Source organism: Shewanella marina JCM 15074, assembly GCF_000614975.1.
GTDB classification, from domain to species: Bacteria; Pseudomonadota; Gammaproteobacteria; order Enterobacterales; family Shewanellaceae; genus Shewanella; species Shewanella marina.
Genome location: NZ_BALM01000008.1, coordinates 24602 through 46137 on the forward strand (window position 1 = coordinate 24602; position 21536 = coordinate 46137).

19 protein-coding genes and 1 pseudogene are annotated in these 21536 nt (G+C 41.3%); 8 read left to right on the top strand and 12 right to left on the bottom strand.

The features are described from left to right. The first annotated feature begins 252 nt into the window (after positions 1-252). A pseudogene (gene acnB, locus JCM15074_RS21495) lies at positions 253-2849 on the top strand (bifunctional aconitate hydratase 2/2-methylisocitrate dehydratase). Positions 2850-2916: 67 nt separating this feature from the next. Here acnB and JCM15074_RS07940 read toward each other — a convergent pair. Further along, positions 2917-3390, bottom strand: coding sequence for an Rsd/AlgQ family anti-sigma factor (locus JCM15074_RS07940; protein WP_025820716.1), 474 nt, complete (start codon positions 3388-3390; stop codon positions 2917-2919). Between the two features lie 534 nt (positions 3391-3924). Here JCM15074_RS07940 and hemE point away from each other — a divergent pair. After that, on the top strand, positions 3925-4989 hold the full coding sequence (hemE, locus tag JCM15074_RS07945; protein WP_025820717.1) for a uroporphyrinogen decarboxylase: 1065 nt from the start codon (positions 3925-3927) through the stop codon (positions 4987-4989). 44 nt (positions 4990-5033) lie between these two features. Here the strand turns inward: hemE and JCM15074_RS07950 are convergent, their stop codons facing one another. The 7 genes from JCM15074_RS07950 to purH form a co-directional block, all read right to left on the bottom strand. Beyond that, positions 5034-6503, bottom strand: a complete 1470-nt coding sequence (locus tag JCM15074_RS07950; protein ID WP_025820718.1) for a sensor histidine kinase — start codon at positions 6501-6503, stop codon at positions 5034-5036. Continuing rightward, the gene (locus JCM15074_RS07955) at positions 6500-7234 is read right to left on the bottom strand and encodes a response regulator transcription factor (protein WP_025820719.1); all 735 of its coding nucleotides are present in this window, start codon (positions 7232-7234) and stop codon (positions 6500-6502) included. The genes JCM15074_RS07950 and JCM15074_RS07955 overlap by 4 nt, the downstream gene beginning before the upstream one ends. Before the next feature lie 68 nt (positions 7235-7302). Beyond that, positions 7303-8037: a spondin domain-containing protein gene (locus JCM15074_RS07960; protein WP_025820720.1), complete on the bottom strand. Its 735-nt coding sequence runs from the start codon at positions 8035-8037 to the stop codon at positions 7303-7305. 9 nt (positions 8038-8046) lie between these two features. Beyond that, positions 8047-8763, bottom strand: a complete 717-nt coding sequence (locus tag JCM15074_RS07965; protein ID WP_025820721.1) for a spondin domain-containing protein — start codon at positions 8761-8763, stop codon at positions 8047-8049. A gap of 149 nt (positions 8764-8912) precedes the next feature. After that, a complete protein-coding gene (locus JCM15074_RS07970) occupies positions 8913-9140 on the bottom strand; it encodes a hypothetical protein (RefSeq protein WP_025820722.1) in 228 nt (75 codons plus the stop codon). Between the two features lie 183 nt (positions 9141-9323). Continuing rightward, positions 9324-10604: a phosphoribosylamine--glycine ligase gene (gene purD, locus JCM15074_RS07975; RefSeq protein WP_025820723.1), complete on the bottom strand. Its 1281-nt coding sequence runs from the start codon at positions 10602-10604 to the stop codon at positions 9324-9326. 59 nt (positions 10605-10663) lie between these two features. Then, the gene (gene purH, locus JCM15074_RS07980) at positions 10664-12253 is read right to left on the bottom strand and encodes a bifunctional phosphoribosylaminoimidazolecarboxamide formyltransferase/IMP cyclohydrolase (protein WP_025820724.1); all 1590 of its coding nucleotides are present in this window, start codon (positions 12251-12253) and stop codon (positions 10664-10666) included. Between the two features lie 335 nt (positions 12254-12588). Here purH and zntR point away from each other — a divergent pair, with 335 nt between their 5' ends. Continuing rightward, positions 12589-13035: a Zn(2+)-responsive transcriptional regulator gene (gene zntR, locus JCM15074_RS07985; RefSeq protein ID WP_025820725.1), complete on the top strand. Its 447-nt coding sequence runs from the start codon at positions 12589-12591 to the stop codon at positions 13033-13035. A gap of 15 nt (positions 13036-13050) precedes the next feature. Continuing rightward, entirely contained in the window at positions 13051-14328 is a 1278-nt protein-coding gene (locus JCM15074_RS07990) for an SO_0444 family Cu/Zn efflux transporter (RefSeq protein WP_025820726.1), read from the top strand. 66 nt (positions 14329-14394) lie between these two features. Here JCM15074_RS07990 and JCM15074_RS07995 read toward each other — a convergent pair whose 3' ends face one another. Further along, complete coding sequence (locus JCM15074_RS07995) at positions 14395-15234, bottom strand: cytochrome c3 family protein (RefSeq protein ID WP_025820727.1); 840 nt, start codon at positions 15232-15234, stop codon at positions 14395-14397. Between the two features lie 250 nt (positions 15235-15484). Between JCM15074_RS07995 and JCM15074_RS08000 the strand changes: the two genes are divergently transcribed. After that, on the top strand, positions 15485-15934 hold the full coding sequence (locus tag JCM15074_RS08000) for a GNAT family N-acetyltransferase (protein ID WP_025820728.1): 450 nt from the start codon (positions 15485-15487) through the stop codon (positions 15932-15934). A gap of 9 nt (positions 15935-15943) precedes the next feature. Here the strand turns inward: JCM15074_RS08000 and JCM15074_RS08005 are convergent, their stop codons facing one another. The 3 genes from JCM15074_RS08005 to JCM15074_RS08015 all read right to left on the bottom strand — a co-directional run bounded on the left by JCM15074_RS08005 (position 15944) and on the right by JCM15074_RS08015 (position 18954). Next, positions 15944-16885 carry a LysR family transcriptional regulator gene (locus JCM15074_RS08005; protein WP_025820729.1) on the bottom strand — a complete coding sequence of 314 codons (942 nt, stop codon included), beginning with the start codon at positions 16883-16885 and terminating at the stop codon, positions 15944-15946. After that, the gene (locus JCM15074_RS08010) at positions 16885-17820 is read right to left on the bottom strand and encodes a LysR family transcriptional regulator (protein ID WP_025820730.1); all 936 of its coding nucleotides are present in this window, start codon (positions 17818-17820) and stop codon (positions 16885-16887) included. The genes JCM15074_RS08005 and JCM15074_RS08010 overlap by 1 nt, the downstream gene beginning before the upstream one ends. A 117-nt stretch (positions 17821-17937) precedes the next feature. Then, positions 17938-18954 (bottom strand): outer membrane beta-barrel protein, encoded by a 1017-nt coding sequence (locus JCM15074_RS08015; protein ID WP_025820731.1) that lies wholly within the window; start codon positions 18952-18954, stop codon positions 17938-17940. Between the two features lie 597 nt (positions 18955-19551). Between JCM15074_RS08015 and JCM15074_RS08020 the strand changes: the two genes are divergently transcribed. The 3 genes from JCM15074_RS08020 (at position 19552) to JCM15074_RS21500 (ending at position 21536) form a co-directional block, all read left to right on the top strand. Further along, positions 19552-20007 (top strand): hypothetical protein, encoded by a 456-nt coding sequence (locus JCM15074_RS08020; protein WP_025820732.1) that lies wholly within the window; start codon positions 19552-19554, stop codon positions 20005-20007. Between the two features lie 206 nt (positions 20008-20213). Further along, the gene (udp, locus tag JCM15074_RS08025; RefSeq protein WP_025820733.1) at positions 20214-20972 is read left to right on the top strand and encodes a uridine phosphorylase; all 759 of its coding nucleotides are present in this window, start codon (positions 20214-20216) and stop codon (positions 20970-20972) included. 108 nt (positions 20973-21080) lie between these two features. After that, entirely contained in the window at positions 21081-21536 is a 456-nt protein-coding gene (locus JCM15074_RS21500) for an NfeD family protein (protein ID WP_037469374.1), read from the top strand.

A 21536-nucleotide genomic window follows, 5' to 3' on the forward strand; every position in this document is an offset into this window, starting at 1 on the left:
ATGAAAATATAATCTTAGATTCTAATAACTGTACTGATTTCTTTATGATATTCAAAAGCATATTGTAAATGGATTTAGATATTTAACCTTTAAATCAGTAAGCTAGTAATGTGAGCTGATTCAAATTTCTGTTGTATGTGTAGTATAATGTCCGCTGGAAATAAAAGGTCGATGCTGCCAAACGATCAGCTTCTTTAACATAGAAGTTACATGGTTTAGCTGTGAATACGCCAAACAAAGAGGAATGTTGCCGTGCTAGAAGCATATCGTAAACACGTCGCAGAGCGTGCTGCAGAGGGAGTTGTCCCTAAACCGTTAGATGCCCAACAAGTTGCCCAGTTAGTTGAACTAGTGAAAGCCCCACCCGCTGGAGAAGAGGCTTTTATTCTCGACTTACTTGAAAATCGAATTCCGCCTGGTGTTGATGAAGCTGCCTATGTTAAGGCAGGATTCTTAGACGCTATCGCCAAAGGTGAGGTGGTATCTCCAATTCTTTCTGCAGAACATGCAGTCGAATTACTCGGTACAATGCAAGGTGGTTATAATATCGAACCGCTTATTGCTCAACTTGATGATGTAACTAAGGCTCCACTAGCGGTTGCAGCATTATCTCACACCCTATTAATGTTTGATGCATACCATGATGTTGTAGAAAAAATGCATGCCGGTAATGACTATGCTAAGCAAGTGGTGCATGCATGGGCTGAGGCCGAGTGGTTTTTATCTCGCCCGAAACTTGCTGACAAAATTACTCTAACCGTATTTAAAGTGACAGGCGAAACTAACACTGATGATTTGTCACCTGCACCAGACGCATGGTCGCGCCCTGATATTCCGCTACATGCACTCGCTATGTTAAAAAATGCCCGTGATGGTATTGAGCCAGATCAAGCGGGGCTTGTTGGCCCTATTAATAAAATTAACCAATTAAAAGAGCTAGGTCACCCATTAGTGTATGTCGGTGATGTGGTTGGTACAGGATCTTCACGTAAATCAGCAACTAACTCAGTATTATGGTTTATGGGGGATGATATTCCTTATGTACCGAATAAGCGTGCGGGTGGTTTCTGTTTAGGTGGCAAGATTGCGCCTATTTTCTTTAATACGATGGAAGATGCGGGGGCATTACCGATTGAGCTAGATGTTAGCCAAATGGAGATGGGTGATGTAATCGATATCTATCCATATGCTGGCGTCGTTAAGCGTCATGGCACTGATGAGATTATTTCTGAGTTCTCATTAAAAACTGCTGTGTTATTAGATGAAGTACGTGCTGGTGGTCGTATTCCACTGATTATTGGCCGTGGATTAACAGATCGTGCCCGTGAAACATTAAGTTTGCCATCATCAACGATTTTTGTGCGCCCACAAGATGTGGCGGATACCGGTAAAGGTTATACCTTAGCGCAAAAGATGGTAGGTAAAGCTTGTGGGGTAACAGGTGTACGTCCTGGTCAATATTGCGAGCCTAAGATGACCTCTGTTGGCTCACAGGATACCACTGGCCCAATGACCCGTGATGAGCTAAAAGATCTAGCATGCTTGGGCTTTAGTGCTGATTTAACTATGCAATCTTTCTGTCACACTGCGGCTTATCCAAAACCAATTGATGTAAATACGCACCATACCTTACCTGATTTTATTATGAACCGTGGTGGTGTGTCTCTGCGCCCTGGTGATGGTGTAATTCATTCATGGTTAAACCGGATGTTATTACCCGATACTGTGGGTACAGGTGGTGATTCTCATACACGCTTCCCAATTGGAGTGTCATTCCCCGCAGGTTCTGGCTTAGTGGCATTTGCTGCGGCAACGGGCGTAATGCCGCTGGATATGCCTGAGTCAGTACTGGTACGCTTTAAAGGTAAAATGCAAGCGGGTATTACATTACGTGACCTAGTACACGCCATTCCGCATAAAGCGATTGAGATGGGGTTATTAACGGTAGAGAAGAAAGGTAAGAAGAATATTTTCTCTGGCCGTGTGCTTGAAATTGAAGGCTTAGAACATCTTAAAGTTGAGCAAGCATTTGAGTTATCTGATGCATCTGCTGAACGAAGTGCTGCTGGTTGTACGATTAAGCTGGATAAAGCGCCAATCATTGAATATTTAAACTCTAACATAGTCATGTTGAAGTGGATGATATCTGAAGGCTATGGTGATCGCCGTACCATTGAGCGCCGTATTACGGCAATGCAGGAGTGGTTAGCTAATCCTGAATTAATGACAGCAGATGCTGATGCAGAATATGCCGCAGTGATTGAGATTGATTTAGAGCAGATAAATGAGCCTATTTTATGTGCCCCTAATGATCCAGACGATGCAGTGTTATTGTCACAAGTTGCCGACACTAAGATTGATGAGGTGTTCGTGGGCTCGTGCATGACCAACATCGGCCATTTCCGAGCGACAGGTAAGATGTTGGACAAATTTGCTACGACATTACCAACACGTTTATGGATTGCGCCACCGACTAAGATGGATAAAGACCAGTTAACCGAAGAGGCTACTATGCCATCTTTGGTCGCGTTGGTGCGCGTATTGAGATCCCTGGTTGTTCATTATGTATGGGTAACCAAGCGCGAGTTGCCGAGGGCGCTACTGTGGTTTCAACCTCAACGCGTAACTTCCCGAACCGTTTAGGTACCGGTGCCAATGTGTATTTAGCTTCGGCAGAATTAGCTGCAGTGGCTGCGTTACTAGGACGTTTGCCATCGCCAGCTGAGTATCAAGACTATGCTAAAGAGCTTGATGCAACTGCTGCTGATACCTATCGTTATCTTAATTTTGATGAGATTGAATCTTATACCAAGAAAGCGGATGACGTGATTTTCAAATCTGCGGTATAACGAGGTTTGAATAACTAAAAGGCCAGCATTGCTGGCCTTTTCTATATATTTGTTGAGGTTATTTGGGTTACTTGACCATTGACGTGCTATGTAGACGTTCTAATAATTTATCTTCTAAAGCAAAACGAGCTTCTAGTGTCTGTCCTAGTGTCGATAAATCGTTATCTAACTGCACTAAAATTGCATCGGGATTAGCTTCGGTATGTTTATCATTAAAGTCTAAAATTAAATCAGTTGTTACACTAATTTTTTCAATAATCTGCTGACTATTTATCTGGCAATTATTGGATTCGTCATCATATGAGTCAATAAGTTGGTTATAGACTTCAAAATGGCCTTCAGAAACATAATCCATTAATTGAATACAAAAACTACGAATTGAGTCCATTGTAGGTAAGGTTTTTTCGTCAGGAGTGTAAGGTGATAAACCAGCTAATTTACAGTAGGTAACTAATAATTTACCGCGATTATCTAACCACTGATCAATCAGGGAGTTAACACCACCCCATTTCTCTGTTGCTTGTTCGAGTTTCGTTAGCATACTACCCCCTGATTAAAATATGTCCTTTTATTATAATGTATGAAGAACTGGGATAAGGATCAATATTTTTCGGTTAAAATAAGTCATTTTTATGCATTTTGAACGGTTCTTTAGTCATTACTAATAAACCTGTAAATGTAAAGAATTTGCTATTTTAAGGGACATTAATAAGATTTTAGGGTAAAAAAAGGCAATAAAAAACCCAGCAGTAATGACTACTGCTGGGTAAATAAATATTGAGGATCCGCTGCTGCGAATTTCTTCATTGTTCTTGCTAGCGCTTGGTTTTTATACCAAAGTGATGAAACTTAATCAATATTTTTGTGTCAGACATAAGTTATTTTGCGAACAAGATCGATATATTAGAATAATTTGTATTTATCCAAACAGACAGACATATGGTTGCTTGCTTGATTTGGATATTAAATGTGGGTCGTGTTTAGGTTCACATAAATTAATTGATAGGGGTTACATAAGTTAGTTAAGTGCTAAACTAACGCCCCATTGGAAATTAAATTAGTGTAGGAAAGCCAAATGGCAGAATTAAAGAATGATCGTTATTTACGTGCGCTATTGAAGGAACCTGTAGATGTCACGCCAGTGTGGATGATGCGTCAAGCTGGTCGATACCTTCCAGAATACCGTGCTACCCGCGCTCAAGCTGGTGATTTTATGGCATTATGCCGTAATGCAGAATTAGCTTGTGAAGTAACGTTACAGCCATTACGTCGTTATGATCTTGATGCGGCTATTTTATTTTCTGATATTTTAACTGTACCTGATGCAATGGGTTTAGGTCTTTACTTTGAAGCAGGTGAAGGTCCACGTTTTGAACGTCCTACTGACACTATTGATGCGATTAAAAAGCTATCAATTCCAGATCCTGAAGATGATTTAGGCTACGTGATGCGTGCAGTTAGCACTATTCGCCGTGAGTTAAATGGCCAAGTACCATTAATTGGTTTCTCTGGTAGCCCATGGACACTTGCAACCTACATGGTTGAAGGTGGTTCAAGTAAAGCGTTTGAGAAAATTAAGCGCATGATGTACGCCGAGCCTGCAGCATTACATATGCTACTTGATAAGCTAGCTGATTCAGTTGTGCTTTACCTAAACGCTCAGGTTGCTAACGGTGCACAATCATTAATGATTTTCGATTCATGGGGCGGAGCGTTATCTCACGCAGCTTACCGTGAGTTCTCATTACGTTATATGCAAAAGATTGTTGATGGCTTAACACGCTTTGCTGACGGCCGTAAAGTGCCTGTGACTTTATTCACTAAAGGTGGTGGATTATGGTTAGAAGCTATGGCTGAAACAGGCTGTGATGCATTAGGTCTAGATTGGACAGTTGATATTGCTGATGCTCGTCGCCGTGTAGGTCATAAAGTTGCGCTACAAGGTAACATGGATCCATCTGTTCTTTATGCTCAACCAGAGCGTATTGCTCAAGAAGTAGAAACTATTCTTGCGGGTTACGGTGAAGGTTCTGGCCATGTATTTAACTTGGGCCATGGTATCCATCAGTTTGCTGATCCTGAGCATGCAGGTGAATTCGTCAAGTCTGTACATGAACTATCTGCTAAATACCACAAGTAATAGCGCAGTTTAGTTTAAGAAAGGTCCATTCTTATGGGCCTTTTTTATTGCCTTTTTATCGGGATTAGATGTGACTGATACAAGGCAATACCAATAATGAATTGGCTACCTTGACCTAGTTCACTATGCACTTGAAGCGTGTGCCCCAGAATGCGTAATAGTTGTTTCACAATGCTTAAGCCTACACCCAGCTGTGGTAACTCTTGTGGTGATAAGTGCTGAGCTTGAGAGTGACTGAATGCGTCGATTTTAGCTTGATTAAAGCCTGAACCAGTATCATTTAAGCTTACGTAGATATTTTGTTCTGATCGTGTGGCTGCTAGCGTTATTTTGCCGCCGTTAGGGGTGTAGCGTAGTGCGTTATCAATCAGATTATTTAATACTCTGATTAACAGTTGCTGATCTGTATAAAGCTGAATTTCCGCTGTCGTAAAATCTAAACTGACATTGAGCTTATCTGCTCTATTTTCAAAATTGAGTAATAATTCGTGACTTATATTGGCTAAATTACATTGCTCGAAGTGTGGCGTTATTTGACCATTTTCAATTGCTGATAACTGTAATAACTGATTAAGTAATTCATGTAGCTGTTTAGCTGATAATGCTGCTGCATTAATTAACTTATGGTCATTTGCTGTTTTATTGGATATTAACCATGTTTCTATGTAGCCCATTAATGAGGTGAGTGGGGTTTTTAGATCATGAGATAGATGCAGTAAGAATTGATGCTGTTTTTTATGTTCATCATTAATCTGTTGTTGCTGTGACTTGATGGTGTCGAGTAATTGATTAATATTTTGAGCGATCAGCCGAATCTCTTGGCCGCCATGATGTTGGTACGGTAACGCAGATTGGCAATTATCGGCATGTGTTATTTGCTGTAGATCGGCATTGAGCTGACTTATAGGCTTAGTAAAATAACGTAATAATAAGATGACTACTGCAATAATTAAGATGATCCCTGTGGTTCCTCCGGCAAACATAAATTGGTTTTGTTTAGATTGAGCGAGCAAGCTTTGTACGTGGTCTAATTGATCGCCCCCAATTATGACATACAGATAACCGGTTACTTTGCCTTGTGGGTTATGCAAACGACTCGCTGAAAAGATCTTATTTTGCTGTGGATTTCTTGGATTAGGTCCTAGAATTGGCAGTGCTTGCTTGGCTAAAAATTCACGAATGGCCAGTGTATTAATCTGTTTCTGCTTAATAAGCTTGGGATCGGCATCAAAAGCGATAATATTGCCATCCAGATCCAAAGTATAAATCTCAAAACTAGGCCCAAGCAACATAAGGTCATGGAATGCTTCTTTTAAGGCTTTGTTTGAGGTAATGCCTTGCGATAGTAGCGGGTTTAGGTGTGCCATATGAGCAGCCAGCTCTCGATGCAATGCTTGCTGAACCTGTTGGCTATGATGTTGCTGCTGTTTATCAAACCAGACCCACAATGCTGCGAATAGTAATAAACTGATGCTGCAAGTACTGATCAATAATCTGATAAATAAACTATTCATGAAGCTAATAATGCCTTATCAGGAACAAATTTATAGCCAACTCCCCAAACGGTTTTAACTATTTGTCGCATGGATTTATGTTGGGCTAACTTTGCTCGTAAACGATTAATATGGCTATTAACAGTATGTTCATAGCCTTGATAGCTATAACCCCAAACCGCTTCAAGTAGTTGCATTCGGCTAAAAACTTGATGGGGATGTTTAGCGAGATAATGTAATAGATCAAATTCAGTGGCAGTGAGCTCTAGCGGTTGTTGATCAATACAAACCTCGCGCGTCTGAATATTAATATTCAATGCATTGAATTGCAGTGAGTTGTCGTTATGTTGCTGTTTTTTATTACGCCGCAATAAGGCGTTAATTCTTGCTCTGAGTTCTAAAATACCAAAGGGTTTTATTAAGTAATCATCGGCACCAGACTCTAACCCTAACACCACATCAGCTTCATCATCTTTTGCGGTAATGAGCATGGTTGCTGGGCTTTGTTCAAGCTGCTCAAGTTGTTGGCATAAACTAATACCATCACCATCTGGCAGCATACGATCGAGTAACACTAGGTCAAAAACATGTTGAGTGAGTTGGTGTTTAGCTTGATGAATCGTAGTGCAATGTATGACCTGATATTGCATTGCATTTAGATTTAGAATGAGTAAGTTAGCTAAATCTATTTCATCTTCAAGTAACAGTATTTGGGGACTACTCTTATCGTTTGAATGTAGATTGTCATGCATAAGGCTCAGTCTCTGCGGGTAACACACATATAGTTGACCCGCAAAAGCTGAACTTTATTTCACCATAATTATTTTTTTCGGGTAATCGTTATTGTTGCAACGGGATTATCAAACCGATGTGATGCATCTAAAATTGAGTCAGATAGACCATCATCTCTGCTGATGACGCCAGCATGCCCGGAGACTCTATCATTGGTTTCACGCATCGCATTAAAACCTTCCCCCATATCAGCGGGGCCGGGAATAGTACCTTTGGCTTCACTATTAGCCTCGGTGCCAGCATCATATGCCATGGTGTGGTAAGTCATCTTGTCATCCACCGTGAAACTGGTTAAATCAATTTGTTGAACCCCAGTAAAGGCATCGTTGGTATTAACTAGCATTGTTGCGATTGAAAGCTGTGCGACTTGTGCTTCAGGAATAGAGATTGATAGTGTTTGATTGGCGCCTGGGCCAATCGGAGCGGTTGCAACACTTGATGCATCAATACCATCTAAAGCGACTAACATGCTGGTATCACCACCTTCGGCAAGATGTTCTAGTGCGACACTAGCAGGATCTCCCACTTGCCATATTGATAAATTACTCGTGTGGCTAAGTAATACTACTGGTGATAGTGGTTGATTGGCGGTGAGGTTAGTGACGCTAACATCAAAGTCGTGCATCACTATTGGTGCAGGCTCTGGCTCTGGTGGCATAATGGCTCGTATATCATCACTGTCAGAGCAGGCTGTTAACCCCATCAGTGATAGCGCGCCAATTATCGCTAATTTAAGTCGTGATTGTTGCTGTAAATATTTCATAAGTCACCCCTATTTCACTGTTACGGTAACTTTGGCTACAGGGTTTAACCAACGATGGACACGGCTATCGAGATCGCTAATACCACCAGTGTTATCCATATCGCCTAATACTCCAGGATGAATATGGACGTTATTATTTTCAGATAGGTCATCGATACCAGCACCGTCAGTGCCGCCATGCATCCCCGGGTCAACAGGTATACCAAGTGTACCTAGCGCACCACCACCATTAATAAGCTCGTTGTTTTTTTCTGAACCTGCGTCATAACCATTGAGCATAATCGTGTATGTGCCAGCGGTGGTTGGAATAGGCCAGCTACTCAGTCCTACAAAGCCATCATTGGTAGGCAGTAACATGGCAACAATCGATAAATAATTTTGGCTGTCACTGGTTGTCAGCATAATATCGTTCACTGATGTTGCAGGGGCTAATAAACCTTCAGCGGGGTTGGTGACGGTGACACCATCAGCGCCGATGATCATTGCATCTAAGTCGCCAATATCGCCACCTTCAGCCATTTTCTTTAAGGCTTCTGATGCCATTGTACCGCTAGTAAATAATGAGGTTTCAGCATTATGACCAGCCACTAAAACTGGTGTGAAGTAGGTGCCATTGGTTAGGTTAGTGATATTGATACTAAGTTCGGCAGCTTCAGCTTCACTTTGAGTGCTGATGCTGGTGATACTTGCGATTATAAGAGCACTGCTAAGTAGGGTATGTTTCATCATGCTTCTCCGTTTTATGAGTTTTAGTATTCACAAGTGATGTACTTAGTATTCACAGTGGAGTTCACGAGGGGGTGTCAGAAATATAACGAAATTATCACAAAATAAAAAACCCTGAAAAATCAGGGTTTAATTGAAACTAAATAGAATTATTTTTTGCTGTTTAGATGTTTTACAATGGCTTTTTGAGCGTCTTCAGTTGTTGCTTTTTCACCTTCAGGTTCAATATTTGCAGTCGCACTATGGCCCGTCATTTCTTCGGCAATATGTAACCAATCAGGATGCCAATAGAAACTGTTACCAGCGAGTGTTTGCCAGTTATGAACACCGCCTTCTTCACCTTGGTAAATTAGATCACTTACAGAATAAGAACTCATATGTATCACCCTAATAATTATCTATCTTTCAAGTATGAACATCCTACACCGATTGTGCAAAAATCCGCACTATATTTAACCTAATTAAACTTAATTTCATTAATGGACTTTCTATTAACGTATTGAACATTTTACAAATAAAAACGCCGAGACAAGGCTCGGCGTTGGTATAAGGCTTATGTGTTACTGTTCGCGATTGATTGCGCGGTAGCCAATATCCGTTCTGAAGTAAACGTCATCCCAATGGATCTGTTGTACTAACTGGTAAGCTGCTTGCTGGGCTTCTGTCACCGTATTACCGAGTGCCGTAGCGCAGAGTACGCGGCCACCATTTGTGACTACGTGACCCTCTTTAAGTGCAGTGCCAGCTTGGAAGACTTTAGCATCAAGGGTTCCTAGGCTTAAACCGTCAATGATATCGCCTTTACGGTAAGTATCTGGATAACCACCTGCAGCCATCACCACACCCACGGCAGCACGACTGTCATATTCAGCGGTTACTTGGTCAAGTTCACCGCGGGTTGCCGCTAAACATAACTGCACTAAATCTGATTTTAAACGCATCATAATTGGCTGGGTTTCAGGATCACCAAAACGGCAGTTATATTCCAATACCTTAGCACTGCCATCTGGCGCAATCATTAGACCAGCATACAGAAAGCCTGTATAGACATTACCTTCTGCTGCCATACCATCTACAGTCGGTCTAATTACGTGATTAATGGTCCAGTCATGAACTGCCTGTGTCACAACTGGTGCGGGTGAGTAAGCTCCCATACCACCAGTATTTGGACCATGATCGGCATTATCACGTGCTTTATGATCTTGGCTGGTGGCCATAGGTAAAATATTATGACCATCCACCATCACAATAAAGCTGGCTTCTTCACCGACTAAAAATTCTTCAACAACAACGCGGGAACCTGCATCACCAAACTTATTACCGGCTAGCATATCTTCAATAGCAGCGTCTGCAGCGGCAATATTTTCAGCAATGATTACGCCTTTACCTGCGGCTAAACCATCGGCTTTAATGACGATAGGGCAACCCATATTGCGCACATAAGCTTTCGCTGGTTCAATTTCAGTGAAGTTCTGATAAGCGGCTGTTGGAATATTATGACGAGCGAGGAAGTCCTTGGTGAAAGCTTTAGAGCCTTCTAATTGCGCGGCCGCTTTCGTTGGGCCAAAAACTGCTAAATCGGCTGCGCGGAATGCATCAACAACGCCTAGTACTAATGGTGCTTCAGGACCGACAATGGTCAGTGCAATTTGATGTTGCTGAGCAAATGTCACTAACGCATCAATATCGGTCGCAGCAATGCCCACATTTTCAACTTTAGGTTCTAGTGCGCTACCGGCATTGCCGGGGGCGACAAAAACCGTTTCAACATCGGCAGATTGTGCCGCTTTCCAAGCTAAAGCGTGCTCACGGCCACCATTACCAATGACTAATATTTTCATTATTTTAATCCAAGTTAACTGATAAAAGTGCGCCGCATTAATTTGCGGCGCAGTGGTGTTTAGTGGCGGAAATGGCGCATGCCAGTAAAGACCATTGCCATGCCGTGTTCATCGGCGGCTTGAATAATATCTTCATCGCGGATTGAACCACCCGGTTGAATAATGCAGCTAATTCCTGCGGCGGCAGCGGCATCAATACCATCTCTAAATGGGAAGAATGCATCAGATGCCATGACCGAATTAACTACTTCTAAACCTTCATCAGCAGCTTTGATTCCTGCTATTTTAGCGCTGTAAACTCGGCTCATTTGGCCAGCGCCGACACCGATTGTCATGCCATCTTTAGCGTAAACAATGGCATTTGATTTCACAAATTTAGCGACCTTCCAGCAAAATAGCAGATCTTGTAGTTCCGCCGCGGTAGGTTGGCGTTTAGTGACGACAGTGAGTTGGGCTTCATCAACCATGCCTTGATCGCGGTCTTGAATTAATAGGCCACCATTAACGCGCTTATAATCTAAGCCGCTAGTGGGTTGTTGCCATTGTCCGCACTCAAGTACTCGGACATTGCTTTTTGGGGCAAGAATAACTTTGGCTTCTTCGCTAATTGCAGGGGCAATAATTACTTCAACAAATTGACGCTCGATAATTGCCGCAGCAGTTTTAGCATCAAGGGTTTGGTTAAATGCGATAATGCCACCAAATGCAGATGTCGGGTCAGTCTTAAAAGCACGCTCATAAGCGTTAAATAAGTCGTCTCCTAATGCTACACCGCAAGGGTTAGCATGTTTGACAATCACGCAAGCGGGTTGGTCGAACTCTTTGACGCACTCAAGTGCCGCATCTGTATCGGCAATATTGTTGTACGATAAGGCTTTACCTTGAATTTGAACTGCGGTTGCAACAGAGGCTTCGTCAATTTGTGCTTCAACATAAAATGCAGCACGCTGGTGGCTATTTTCACCATAACGTAGATCTTGCTTCTTAATCAGCTGAGTGTTGAATGTACGCGGGAAAGGTGAGTCTTGATGACATTCATCCTCACTATGCGGTGCAACCATAGTACCGAAATAGTTAGCAATCATACCGTCGTAAGCTGCGGTATGTTCAAAAGCGGCAATGGCTAAATCAAAACGTGTTGTGGTGAGTGTGCTGCCTTGGTTAGCGGCCATCTCTGCCAATACTCGGTCATAATCTTTAGCATTAACGACAATGGTCACGTCGCGGTTGTTTTTGGCTGCGGCGCGTACCATTGTTGGGCCACCAATATCGATATTCTCAATGGCATCCTCTAAAGTACAACCCTCTTTAGCCACGGTTTGGGCGAATGGATATAGGTTTACTACAACAAGATCAATAGCTTCAATATGATTAGTTGCCATCACATCTTCATCGATACCACGACGCGCTAAAATGCCACCGTGTACTTTAGGATGCAGTGTTTTTACCCGACCATCCATAATTTCTGGGTGGCCAGTGTAGTCAGATACTTCAAGTACAGGGATATTATGTTGCGCAAGTAGGGCTGCGGTGCCGCCAGTTGAAAGTAATTCAACATTTTGGGCATGCAATGCGCGAGCAAACTCAACAATACCGGTTTTATCTGAAACACTTAGTAGTGCACGACGGATTGGTCTGGCATTTTTCATTGTAGGTACAGGGTCCATTAGTTATGGCTCATCGGCGCCACCACTTATCTATGTCATGGTCGCACAATGAGAGAGTTACAAGGATCTTTGGCAAAGCATTAATGGAAAATTTAGTGCTTTGCAAAAGTCCCTATGGGCCCATCAATTTTATGAGCGCGTATTCTAACGTAAATCAGTGATTAACATGGTTCTTTTGAGCGATTTCACAATATTGATATTAGAACAAGTAATTGAGAGTTATTATCAATAAAACTCTTGACCTTAGATTAAACTCCAAGGTTTATACTTCAACAAAATCAATTAATCTAACTTAGCCATAATGGCAGAGATAACTTATGTATCGCATCGGTGAATTAGCACAACTATGTGACGTAAAACCAGACACATTAAGATTTTATGAAAAACATGGCTTACTGGCGGCATCTGCTCGTAGTGATTCTGGTTATCGGCTGTATACCACAGCAGATTTCGAACGGTTAAAGTTTATCTTACGGGCAAAAACCGTCGGGTTTACTTTAAATGAAATTACCGAGTTATTATCGATAGAGTTAGATAAATCTAATTGGGCTTGTGCCGATGTCAAAGGCTTAGTGGACAGTAAATTGGCGCAAGTTGAAGCTAAATTAGCTGAGTTAGTACGTTTTCAAAAGTCATTAGCACAACTGTCGCAGGCATGTTGTGGTGGGCCAGAGAGTGCGGAGCACTGCTCAATACTTGAAGCACTTGAATCTAATTCCGCTACCGTTAACGCAGTTAAAGAACCCTGCCGCCATTCAAAATAGTATCAAGGGATATTTATGTTAGTTCAGAACTTTATCGAATTATTTTTAGAGTCAGCCCCTTGGTTGCTATTAGGTTTAATTCTTGCGGGCTTATTAAAAGTATTTGTGCCAATGGCATGGATGAATAAGCAACTAGGCGGACACGGCTTTAAAACTACGGTTAAAGCAGCTGTGATGGGCGCACCATTACCATTATGTTCATGTGGTGTGATCCCAGCGGCAGTTGGTTTACGTCGCGCGGGTGCATCTAAAGCGGCAACCACTTCATTTTTAGTTTCAACCCCTGAAACGGGTGTTGATTCTGTGACAGTTTCTTACGTATTACTTGGCCCATTTATGGCGGTGGTACGTCCAATTGCGGCCGTAGTGAGTGCGATTGTTGCTGGTTTACTGGTTGGTCGTGATGATGACGATGGTAAACCTGCGGAGGCTAAAGTTGAGGCGCAAAAGAGTTCATGTTGTTCATCTAAACAGACAACAACCATGAGTTTTAAGCCTGTTGCACAAGATGCCCCCTTGATGACAAATCCCCAGAGTCCTGCTGCATCATGTTGTAGTTCAACCAAGGTTGAGAGTCGTTCAAGTTGTTGTAGTTCGAGCAAGCCTGTTGTTAAGTCATCATGCTGTAGCAGTGAACAGGCAAGTCATGGTCATCATCATGACAGCGGTGATAGTTGCTGTGACTCAACCAAAGATGTTGCCACTGAATTACAACACAAATCTGTGCTATATCGCATCGGCTGGGGCTTACGTTATGCCGCTACCGATTTAGTGAAAGATACTACCGTATGGTTATTGATTGGTTTGTTCTTTGCCGCGCTAGTAACCACTTATGTACCAAGTGACTTTTTAGTTAAATGGGGTGATGGTATTTTAGCCATGTTGGTGATGGTACTGGTTTCTGTGCCTATGTATATTTGTGCGACAGCATCAACACCCATTGCAGCGGGTTTATTGCTTGCAGGTGTATCTCCAGGTGCCGTATTAGTGTTTATGTTGGCCGGCCCTGCAACCAATATTGCCACCCTCGGTGTGGTTAGCAAGGAGTTAGGAAAACGCGCGTTATGGGCTTATCTTGGTGGCGTATTAGGCGTGGCATTAGTCTCAGGTGTATTGGTTAACTATCTTGTCGCTGAGTTTGGTTTTAAGGTGATGCCACAAATAGGTGAACATCACGAGTTATTGCCACACTGGTTAGTGGTGAGTTCTGGCATAATTTTAGCTATCTTAATGGCTAAAGTATTAGCGGGTATGTTACCGCGTAACTGGTGGCGCCGTGATTGCTGCTCATAAATGTTGAGCATAATAATTTAAACCCAAAGGACTCAATAGAGTCCTTTTTGCTAGCTAAAGCTAAATTTAGTTATGGCCATGAACTTGGTCAGATGTGACGCTTTCTAATATGTTAACCTCACCATGACACTCGCTACAGACCTTGTCGATATTTGGTCTCAGTAGGTGTTCATCCATTGTGCCATGTGGATCATGACAAGCGCTGCATTGTAATTTAAAACCTGCATGCTCTACTTTAAATGGTCCTTGTTTTTCAACATGGCAATCTAAGCATGGCGCATTCGTATTTGGTGTTTGATAAGCAGGAGCCCATTTACTGCCATGCGCGGCATGGCATTGAGTCGAGCAGCCTTGCAGGATATTCGTGCCTTTATCATCAACTAGGCCATGGTTATATGGCATACGCACTTGTTTTTGTAGCTGTGGATGACACTCAAGACATGCCAGTGATTGTTTTTGGGTATCAGGAATGGCGTTATCGCTATGAATGTCACTGTGGCAAGCTGCGCATGGTGTGGTTTCTAGTGGAAATTGGTCACCGTGGCAACGTAAGCAGAGTTTATTTTGCATGGATGCAGATAAATTAGCTTGTTCCATTGCGGCATGTTTAACCATTGGATGATTGATGGGATCTTGGGCGTGTTGGCCTAATGGCCCATGACAGGCTTCGCATTCAAGCCCTGCGGCAGGTGAGCCTATATCTGCTTTGGAACCATGTACTGAGTCTAAAAAGCCTTGCATTGCTTGCTGGTGGCATTGCTGGCATTGTTTAGCGCCTTGTTCGCTATAATTTGCTTGCGCAAATTTTTGTTTAAAGTAATCATCTTTTAATTCATTAGCATGTGCATAACCTATGCTGATGATACTGCTTATACACAAGAGTAGGGCTGAAAGTTTATGGTTCATATCATATCTCTATTATTATTATAAAATGACGAATCGCAGGACGTCTAGATGGCTATTATCCATCATGATATGAGTTATAGATGATGATCTACATCATTATTTTATTGTTACAGAATATAGTGTTGAATAAAGCTTATTTAGCCAATTTAAAGTAACTAACAATATGTTTTTTATAATATAAAAGTCATGTTTGATTATATTTTAAATACATAATTAAGTATTAATTAGCGATTTAACTAGGAATATTTTGATGGAATGGCAACTAAAAACATTTGAATGCTTATCTACACAAGATTTGTATCAATTATTACAGGTAAGAGTAGATGTATTCGTGGTTGAACAAAATTGCCCTTATCCTGAACTTGATGGTAAAGATATTTTGGCTGATACCTTACATTTGTATGCAACCAATACCGCAGGAAAGATCGTTGCTTATGCACGTTTACTCGCCCCAAGCGTGAGTTATCCGCAGGCCAGTATTGGTCGAGTGCTTGTTGCTGCCGATGCCAGAGGCGCTGGGCTTGCAAACCAATTGATGCAAAGAGCTGTTGCTGCCACTTTGCAACAATGGCCTGAGCAAGGTATTCAAATTGGAGCACAACAGTATTTAGTCGAGTTCTACCAATCACATGGCTTTGTGATTAACTCTGAAATGTATTTGGAAGATGGCATCCCGCATTTAGATATGTTATTTGACTAACTTTTAGCGTTAACATTGTGGTATATAGCCTTTTTTTAGATCTTCGATTAGCTCAATACATTGCCCTTTAAACCATTGAATTAAAGGGTCTTTATGTACTCTGGCATGCCAATATAACATGCTTTCAATAATGGGTAATCCAGCAACCTGATAACTCACTAATTGATCTTGCCAGAGAGGATGGCTGAGTACTCTATCTGGTACAAAAGCGATGTGTTTACCTGCAGTAATCGCTTTACATAACACTAAAATAGAGCTGCTATAGAAACTCGTCTTACGGGTAAAATGTTGCTGCTGAGCGAGGTTATCGATCCAGTTTTCAACAATATCTGAGGCCGTATATCTCGCAGTATCAAACATCATAAAATCAGAAAAGTTAGGTTGCTTGATTTGTGTTAGTGGGTGATCTTTATGGCAAATAACCACATAACGTTCAGCATTGATTTGGCGACCATGAATATTTGATGGCGGTAAATCTGCTCCACCGGTGGCAATATCAAGCTCACCAGACTCTAACATTGAAAAAATATTACTGGTTTTATGAATGAACTCGATCTCAATATTAGGCGCATCAATTAGTACTTTTGCCAGCAATTGATCTACAAATTTTTGAGTCACATCAGCCATTCCTGCAAAACGAATTTTGCCGTGGGCAGTCGTTGGATCAAATGATTTATGTAAGATCAGTTGTTTGCTTAATTGTAGCCATTGCTGCAGGGCAGGTAATAGGTTACGCGCTTTTTCAGTGGCTTGTAGACCTTGGCCTTGCTTCGTAAACAAGGGATCATTAAATATTTGTCGCAGCTTTTTTAGGTTTTGGCTCATTGCGGGTTGTGACATTTGCAAACGATGAGCACTTTTAGAAACGCTTTGTTCTTCGATTAAGACACATAAACATAGCAGTAAATTAAGGTCACATTGTTGAATAAGTTTTAAGTCAGCTTGATTCATTATGGTTGTTGCTCCACTTGTGCTTTTAATATTTCAGCCATTTCGTTACGTACCCATTTGTGCAGCTCATAATGACGGGAGCGATTGTTCCAACACATTTTCAATTCTAAATCTGACACCGGGCCAAACCAATTTAGTTTTTCAATCTGCTCTTTAGGTAAAATATTAACCGCATAATGGGGCAGGAAAGTGGCACTGCTACCGCTGTTTAAGCCATGAGTTAATACACTTAGTGAGCCAGATGTGAGGCTATAATTACAGTCGTCACCTTTCAGTCGCTTTAATCTATCTAGTTGGCTTAATTGATTAAGTTGCTGGAATTGATAGCGAATAAGTTGCAGCTGCTTTAACTGCTCTACGTCAGGATGTGGATTGGTAAAAACAGGATTTTGTGAAACAAATTGCCAAGGCGCACTGGCAATGGTTTTATAATTTAAATGGCGCGGAATTGAGTCATAAAATCCCACCACAATATCGACCTGACCACGGGTAAGCTGCTGAAAACCATCGCTGTGTTGTGAAATGTATTCTAGTTCAAGCAATGGAGCTTTAGCGCTGATATGCTGTAGCATTGGGACGATGCATAGCTGGGCGGCGATATCATTCATGGTAAAGCGGATATGACCTTGAGCTGTCTTAGGATCAAAATGGTCCCCATCAAGAATATCCATCGCTAACGACAAGCAATGTTCTAAATCTTGAGTTAGGCCTTGAGCTTTATTGGTCAACATCATGCCATTATGGCTTTTAATCAGTAGCGGATCTTCAAACATCAGCCGAAGACGTTTGAGCACTTGGCTCATTGCTGATTGAGATAATCCTAGTTGTTTAGCCGCGCGCGAAACATGCGCATGTTTGAGTAAAACAGAGAGGGCGATCAGTAAATTTAGATCACAATTGCGGAGTAATTCAGTATTTTGTTTGGCTTGGGGCATCCAGTATTCGTCACAGACAAAGATAATTCACCTCTTGGACTATAAAACAAACATGGCATAACGCAAAGGAACAATATGAAAAAGGCCTCTATTAGAGGCCTTTTCGTCAATGACTAATTACTTAACTAGTACTTGGCTTTCAGTTGTTAAAGTAACAACAACTTTACGGTCTAATTTATGATCCGCAATAGTGTTACCTTTAGCATCTTCTGAACCAACAGCTGTAACGTCTAGGCTAGTAGTGTTAACACCGTTAGCTTTTAGGTATTCAGCTACTTTTTCAACACGCTTTTGAGAAAGCTTCATGTTGTATGCTGGGTTACCTTGGTTGTCAGCTTGACCAACTAGAACAACATTGCTCTTTTGACCTTCGTGAGAAAGTTTGATTACGTTGTTTAGTTTAGCAATAGCTGCGTCAGTTAGGCTTGAAGAGTTGAAGCCGAAGAAAACGTCAGTCTTGTTAGTTTCAGTTTTAGTTACATACTTAGGAGCAACTACTACTGGCTTAACTACTGGTGCAACAACTACTGGTGCGATAACTGGGTCAGCTTTAACACCGAAACGGTAAGTTAATTGAACACCAACAGTTTGAGCGTTCATGTCTGCAGTGTTCCACTGGTTCTCATCTAGACCGTGGAAGTAACGGTACTTAGCTGCAACAGCTAGGTTCTCAGTGATGTTATAACCGATACCAACACCTGCATAAGGAGCTGTATCGTTGTCGCTTACATACTGACCAGTTTTGATAGTGTGAGCGATGTGGTACTGGATAGCACCAGCTTCACCAGTTAGGAACCAGTTGTCGTTTAATGGAAGAGTACCAACTAGACCAAGAGTCGCGCCACGTACTTTAACTTGTTGACCTTCAGAAACGCCAGTTTGCTTAACGTCTTTGTTAGTACCAAAATCTTGCCAGCCAGCTTCAACAGCGAAATATTTGTTGAAAGAGTAACCTACTAGAGCGTTCCAACCGAATGCGTTGTGAGCACCTAGGTTGCTGTTAGTATCTACGTGGTTGTAGTTGCTTAGTGCAGCACCCGCACCAACGTATACTGTGTTATCAATGTTAGCAGCGTTTGCTGCAGTCGCTGTGAATGCACCCATAAGTGCGATAGCTATTAAAGACTTTTTCATCATGTCGCTCCCTTGCGAAAGAAAACTTAAAGTAATAATTCGTTAGATGGAGCGCATTCTGAATTAATTATTGATAACGGTCGATAATCTTTCGGTAATAATGATTATTCGTTTTACTTATGCATTGTGATGAAAATAGTGATCTGTAACGATGTAATAAGCCAATTAATATTATTATATATGATGTAATTTTGACGCTATAAGTTCAAAGGTTTTTACCGTAACTAGCTATAAATAGCTATTAAATTGGCTTTTATATAGTTTTATTGTTTGTGTGAATATATGAATGTATTAATTGTGTTGTTATTAATGTTTTTTAATGTGTATTAAAAATATAAATAACCATCAATTTAATTTTGCAATGCTCTTATTGGGGAGCGTCGTAAATGCTTTGCTCGTTAAAGGCAATCTGTTTTATCGATGTAACTATGGTTGCTTTTATCTATGAGAAACAGCGATGATGCGGTTCGGTAATGTGCTGTAGCGTGCATTATGTCATTTGTATAAGATGTGGGATGAGTTATATAAAGTATCTCAATTGTTCTAAACAATATTAATAATCGAGTTGATGTCATTGTTTGCTAAAGGAAATAAATAATGAAACGAATTATTTTTGCTATCTGCTGTTTATGTAGTTCAAGTGTGTTTGCCGCAACCTATACTGATGGCAATACTATTGCTGCAGTTCATTTACAGAACCAGTTTGAGCAACCTGCTAATGTTACAGCACAAACTAAAGTCATCCTCTTTAGTCGTTCGATGAAAGGTGGCGACATCATTAAGGATGCTTTAGAAAAGTTAGGTAAAGATAATCAGCCTGCAGATTTAGTCTATGTAGCTGATATTAGCGCCATGCCATCGTTGATTTCTAAATTTGTTGCTATTCCTCAAATGAAAGATTTACCGTTTGCAATCGCATTAGATACAGAAGGTAAACAAACAGCAGATTTTCCTGCAAAGGACGATCAAGCAACTTTAATTCGTTTAGATAATTTCAACATTACTGCAATTGAGTATTTTGATTCAGTAGCATCGTTAACTAAAGCGCTTTAAATTATTTAGTTAATAGTAGAAAAGACGCGATCGCGTCTTTTTTTGTATCTGAAGGATAATATGTGGCGGATGAACTGTGATCCAGTTAACCTTATTGCACGGATAGCTAAGGTAGAGTCATTACATATCTTAGTAATTTATCGGCTGAGTTGTGTTTAACACTAATTCAGCAACCCGATTTTTGATTAACTGAAGAGGCTTTTAGGATGGCAGATGTATTTCATTTAGGGCTAACCAAAGCAATGCTTGATGGTGCGACTTTAGCAATTGTTCCAGGTGACCCAGAACGAGTAAAGCGAATTGCAGAATTAATGGATAACCCTATCTTTTTGGCAAGTCATCGTGAGTACACCAGTTATCTTGCTTATATAGAAGGTAAAGCTGTTGTGATTTGTTCAACAGGTATTGGTGGCCCATCAACATCAATCGCAGTTGAGGAATTGGCACAATTAGGCGTAGACACATTCTTACGTGTAGGTACAACTGGTGCGATTCAACCACAAGTGAATGTGGGTGATTTAATCGTGACTCAAGCCTCTGTTCGTTTAGATGGTGCTAGCCAACATTTTGCGCCACTTGAGTATCCAGCGGTAGCTAACTTTGCTTGTACAACAGCAATGGTTGAAGCTTGCCGTGATTTAGGTGTGGAGCCACATGTTGGTATTACCGCATCCTCTGATACCTTCTATCCTGGTCAAGAGCGTTACGATACCGTATCTGGTCGTGTAGCGCGTCGTTTTGCTGGTTCAATGAAAGAGTGGCAAGATCTTGGTGTATTGAACTATGAGATGGAGTCTGCGACTTTATTTACTATGTGTGCCGCTCACGGCTGGCGTGCAGGTTGTGTTGCTGGGGTTATTGTAAACCGTACTCAGCAAGAGATCCCAAATGAAGTGACAATGAAAAAGACTGAGGTCAATGCTGTGACTGCAGTTGTGAATGCAGCTAAAAAAATGCTTGCCTAGTTCAATCGTTAACAAGCGCCTTCGGGCGCTTTTTTTGTGCCTAATTGATTTTGACATATTATGTCTAATGATACATGCTGAGTTATACCAATCGCGATGGAGGCATAGATGTTTGAGAATTCAAGCTTAATTTGGGCGGCTCTAGGTGTCTTGCTTATGTTGGCAGAAATTATCATTCCCGGTGGCATCGTCATCTTTTTAGGGATTGCTGCCATATTAGTCGCAGGTTTACTGTTTATCGGTATTATCAGTGGCTTACCACAAAGTTTAATCTGTTGGTTTATTTTATCTATTGTACTGTTATTAGTATTTAGGCAAGTGACACAGAAGTTGATTGGTGGTGATCAGCATATCGATAATACGGATGAAGAATTAGATATTTATAATCAAATAGCCGTGGTAAAGGAAGCCATTGGTCCTGGGCAACAGATGGGACGAATTGAATTTATGGGTTCGCAGTGGTCAGCTAAAGCCGATGGTTCAATTATTGCTGTAGGGCAAAAAGTTAGAGTGATATGTAGGGATAATATAGGACTTATTGTCGAACCGATTAAATCAGAATAA